Genomic DNA, 5,294 nt, shown 5'->3' with positions numbered 1-5,294 from the left:
ACTGCTGAAGGCACAAGGGCTCACACTGGAAGCTGCCAGCCAGCTTTCGGCTCAAGAGGCAGCCGGGCTGCAATGCGCCACATCTCGGCCGTCGAGGTCGGCTTCGCAGCTTCCTGAAAGCGGACCTTGCCGGCGATTAGGCTGGAGGTCGCGGTTGCGCCAAAAACGGCCGATCAGCCGTCCTGCTGAAGCAGCCATTGCCTATGCCTACGGATCGCCGACTTGGCTTGAGATCGAGCAGGTGCTTTGCCACAGGCACCCCAATCGAGGCCCACGCGACGAGTTGGGATCAGTGACCCACCCCTGACATGACGCGGGATCGCTTGTACGGCGCCCTATGGCGATTTGTGCCATCGTTAGCGTGCGAGGGCCGACGCCACCCACGGTGCGGTCTTTGCGATCTCGGTGCGTTCCCAACTCGCGATCGATGCGCCAGCCTGGCAGCGCTATTCCGGCAGTCCCGCCTTTCGCAAACCTTCTGCAAGCAGAGCCATATGGGCTGGGACGGCTGAAACGACGTCGGCGAGATTGGAAATTCGTTGGCCAGGATCGAGGGCGAGAATTCGGCTCACCACCTTTTGCGCGTCCTCGGTTCGGCCGGCGCGAGCATAGCTTGCAGCCGCATAGCGCAACGACCCCAAAAAGTCCGGCTTTTCCCGCAACGACCTTTCGGCCCAAGATGATGCCTCCTCAAATCGACCAGCGAAGAGATGAGCCACTGCAACCGCATTCTGCATATCGAACATGAGCGGGTCGACCGGGCTCATGCGTATCGCAGTCGCGAGGTGCTGGAGGGCGGTTTCCGTATCGCCGAGGTCGACTCTGACCCAGCCGCTGAATAGCCACGCAGTAGCCAGGTTCGGATTGAGCGCGAGCGCGCGATCAATGAACGCTGCCCCGCTATTGTTGTCGCCCACGACAAACGCGAGCGCGTGCCCGCCGAGTGAGAGCGCAACCGCGTCATCCCTGCCCAAATCCACTGCCTTCAGAGCCAGGCGTTCTGTCTCGACGGTTTCCTGCTCACGATCGGCCATCCAGCCGTTCGCCTTGCGCATGACGGCACACCACGCGGCCATGCCGTATGCCGAGGCGAATTCAGGGTCGAGTTCGATGGCCTTGTAAAACAACTGAAGGGCGTTTGCGTTGGATTCCCTGGTCAACTGGTGGAGGCTTGCTATCCCGCGCAGATAATAGTCGTAAGCGTCAAGGTGCTCGGTCGGCTTGCGCTTGGCCCGCTCGATCTCTGCCTGTTCCAGCTTCGGAGCGATCGCTCCGACGACGCTCCGGGTCACTTCCTCCTGCAGGTCAAAAACGTCCTCCAGCCCGCCGTCGAAACGGTCGGCCCATAGATGTGCACCCGTTGCCGCATCGATAAGCTGCCCGGTGATGCGCACCCTGCTCGCCGCCTTGCGCACGCTCCCTTCAAGCACATAGCGCACACCAAGCTCGCGCCCGACCTGCTTAATGTCCACTGCCCGGCCCTTGTAGGTAAAGCTCGAGTTGCGCGCGATGACGAACAGCCAGCGCGTCCGGGACAGCGCGGTGATGATCTCCTCCACCATGCCGTCAGCGAAGTAGCCCTGCTCGGGGTCGCCACTGAGGTTGTCGAATGGCAAGACCGCGATGGACGGTTTTTCGGGAAGCGTCAGCCTCTCCCTTGTCGAGAATACCGAAGTTGGTTTTGCTCGACTGACCTGATAGGCGCGCACCGCCTCCACGATGTTGTGGACCTGATGGCTACCGAGGTCGGTGTAGGCATAGTCTAGTTTGCCCTTGACCTGCTCGTAGACGTTGCTCGCGACGCAGACGCCGCCAGGTTCTGCAAGCTTCTCGAGCCGCGCGGCGATGTTCACACCATCACCGTAGATTGTATCGTCCTCGGCAATCACGTCGCTCAAATTCACGCCCATACGGAAAGTCATGCGCTTGTCTTCGGGCAAACTTGCATTGTGAGCAGCCAATCCCTCCTGGGCTTCGACCGCACACTGCACCGCGTGGACTGCGCTGGCGAATTCGACAAGAAGGCTGTCGCCAGCGGAACCGACGATGCGTCCGTGGGACTCTGTGATCTTGGGCTCGATCACTTCGGCGCGAAGCCTCTTCAGCTGTGCAAGCGTGCCAACCTCGTCGGCTCCCATGAGGCGGCTGTAGCCGACGACGTCGGCAGCAAGGATTGCGGTGAGGCGTCGCTCCATGCTTGTGTCCTGCCTCTTCCATAGGTCGAAGCTCCGGGCGGCGAGCGTATTCTAGTCCTACCTCGAATGCGAGTGTGCAGTGCCGGCGCCAGCAGCGATCAACTCACCGCGTCGCTTGGGCCATTCCTAACACGGCGTCGTTTATCGTCCGATCGCGGCTGCTGCCGAAGGGCTACTTTTGGGTCAGGTCCACGACTATGTCCCCGTTCAACCGAACGTCCGCTTTTTGAAGATCCATAGCCTGAACCTGCCAGTCCGATGTCGGCCCCAAAATCTGCCGGTCAGCAATTGCGCCGCATGTCAGCCATTGAGGTCAGGTTTGGTGCCTCCTGAAACCAGACATTGCGCGTGGCCAAGCTGGAGGTCGTGGTTGCGCCATGTTCGGACCTACGCGGGGACAAGCGTGAACGTCTCAATTCCGTTACATTCCAGTCCAAACGGACTAACGCGCGTCTCGGGTGCGCAATGAGCCAAGCTCGCAAACTACGTTGTCGGAACCGACGCAGATGGTGCGACCTCAACGGCTCAGGGTGTCCAGCGCCCTTTGCGCGGCGACGAGGTCGACGATTGGATACCTTGTGTCAAATGTGTGGACCACCGCTTGCAGACGCGTCGCGGCCTCATGGACACGACCTTGCCGTGCCAGAACTGGTGCTAGTTGCGTTGCGGCGCGAAGCTCGAAGAGTCTCGCTTGCTGCCGACGGGCAGTGGCAATTGCTGTTTCGAATAGGTGCGCGGCACCCGTCAGGTCACCTCTATCCGCGGCAATCTGGCCACGAAGGCGGATACATTCTGCTAGATAGCTCGCCTCGTCCGTGTCGAAAACGAGGGTATCGACATCATCAAGCATCTGCGATGCCTCTTCGAGGCGACCGGCTCGCAGGAGCAGATCACAAAGTGCGCATGCTTTCTCAGGGGTATGAAATACGACGCCCTGCCCACGCCAAAGGACCATACTCTCCCGGACGTCATCGATGCCGGTATCCAGTTCACCTAAATGCGAGCGGGCATGGCCACGCCACCTAATGCCGCTGCTTCGACGCGCCGTGTAGCCATGCCGTTCGCAAATCTCGACGATCTTCGTAGCGTTCTCAAGGAGTTCCTCGTATTGACCGAGTAGCGCGCACAATTCGCAATGCCCGAGAAGACGCCACGCGAGTTCGAAGGGCTTATCGCCCTGGTCAAAATTTCGAATTAGGCGCTCTTTCTCTTCGACTGCAGCATCAAAGAAACCCAATATGATCAGCGATTCGCTGAAATATTCCTGGGCAGAGAGACGGGGTTGATCCGCACCGGCGAACAAGATACCCCGACTTGGGTCAACACGATCAATCAAATCTAAGGCATTCCGCAAAGCTTCCGCTGCCTGCGGTTGTTCTCCCCGGTTATAATGAGCCATCCCCCTTGTTGCCAAAAGGGCACTCAAATAGGCTGGAGGAAGGTGATCGGCGCCTTTTATTAGCTGCTCATCGGCGAGCATCAGATAGTCGTGATTGCGCCCAGTGGCATAAAGAAATGGAGCGAGTGAAAGCGCAACGTCACATTGCAATTCGGCCGATGCAGTGTTCGCGGCGGCAAGACGTGCATCCTCGAGCGTCTTCCCAAGGCGCTCAGAACGATACCCTTCAGCCTGCATCAAGGCATTGGCCATCGCAAGGTGGAGACGTGTCATCCGTTCGGCGCCGCCGGACACATCGCAAAGTCTCCTGCTGCAGTCAATAGCACTGGCAAAGTGCGACACGGCTTCCCGAGTGGCAGCTCTGGCCACGGCGGCCCGTCCCGCCTTTTGCCAGTGATCGAGCGCGCCCGCCCAATCCCCGGCTTCCTGAAGGTGGTGCGCGAGGAGCTCGGGTTGCGCTTCAGTGATTTCGGTCCACTTTTCCTTCAACACATCTGCGACACGCTTATGTAGCTCCTTGCGCTTAGCGCGCAGCAGCGTGCCATACGCTGCGTCCTGAACGAGCGCATGCTTGAAGAGGTAAGTGGCCAGTGGCCGCGTCCCGCGGCAGAACACCAGACCGGCGCCGACGAGTTGATCCAGTGCGCCATTTAGATCAGCGGCATTTCGCTGTGCGACCGCTGCCAGCAATTCGTAGGAGAACTCCCGACCGAGAACCGCGCCGACCTGTGCGACCTCCTTAACGGTTGAGCCGAGGCGATCGAGCCGAGCCATCAACGAGGCATGCAGCGTGGCGGGGACGTTCAACGCCGTCGCGGCAGCTCTTGAGAGCACTGTCCTGGTGTTGCCGCCCTCCAACACCGCCTTGGTCAGCTCCTCGACGAACAGTGGCACCCCATCAGTGCGCTCGATGATCTCCGCGACTACGTCGCTCGGCAGCTCCCCGGTGCCGACGACCCGCTGGACCAGCGCGGCCCCTTCACGACGGTCGAGCCGGTTGAGGACAAGAACCGTGACGTGCGCCTGCCCGGTCCACGGCGGTTGAAACTCGGGGCGGAACGTGAGGAGAAGCAGCACTGGCAGGCGCTGCACCCGCTCGACTACCAGGTCGAGCAGCTCGCGCGAGCTGGGGTCGATCCAGTGAACATCCTCGAAGAGCATCAGCACCGGACCTTGTCGCGCCAGGTCTTCGAGCTGCCGGAGCAACGCATCGAAGGTCTTCTCTTTCTTACGCTGGGGCGTCAGTTGGAGAGGCGGGAAACGGCCTTCGGTCGGCAACGACAGCAGCTCGGCCAGCAGCGCCACGTCCTCCGGCGAGGCCGGGGCAAGCAGGGCCGTAAGCTTATCCAGCTTCCTCTCAGGTGGGTCGTCGCGCTCCAACCCGGCGGCACGTTCTAGCTGCGCAATGGTCGGGTGGAGCGCGCTGTCTTGATGGTGCGGCGAACAGAAATACCGCAAGCGGGTGTGTGGCTCATTCTGGATCCGCTCCTGCAAGGTGACGGTGAGGCGCGACTTTCCGATGCCGGGCTCGCCTGAGAGCAGCACCACACGACCTTCACCACTTCTCGCGCGATGCCAGTGGCGCTGCAGCAGGTCGACCTCCTCCTCACGCCCGACCAGCGGCGTGGGCGTCGTCCCATGCAGCGCCTCGAACCGGCTTTCGACAGCGCTCTCACGAAACACTTGATAGGGATGGATCG

The 5,294-nt window shown here is 60.9% G+C and carries 2 protein-coding genes; both read right to left on the bottom strand.

Going from position 1 to position 5,294, the window contains the following annotated elements; translation table 11 throughout:
• Positions 1–446 precede the first annotated feature (446 nt).
• Positions 447–2,195, bottom strand: coding sequence for an adenylate/guanylate cyclase domain-containing protein (locus FCU66_RS40435; protein ID WP_136622541.1), 1,749 nt, complete (start codon positions 2,193–2,195; stop codon positions 447–449).
• Positions 2,196–2,712: 517 nt separating this feature from the next.
• The coding region (locus FCU66_RS40430; RefSeq protein WP_168992217.1) for an AAA family ATPase at positions 2,713–5,294 on the bottom strand (2,582 nt) is incomplete at its 5' end.

Source organism: Mesorhizobium norvegicum, assembly GCF_004919685.1.
In the GTDB taxonomy this organism is placed as follows: domain Bacteria; phylum Pseudomonadota; class Alphaproteobacteria; order Rhizobiales; family Rhizobiaceae; genus Mesorhizobium; species Mesorhizobium norvegicum.
This window is presented reverse-complemented; position numbering and strand designations above follow the sequence as displayed.

Bases quoted from the DNA above. Each gene is read 5' to 3' on its own strand.
- FCU66_RS40435 (WP_136622541.1), bottom strand. From the start codon at position 2,195: ATGGAGCGACGCCTCACCGCAATCCTTGCTGCCGACGTCGTCGGCTAC.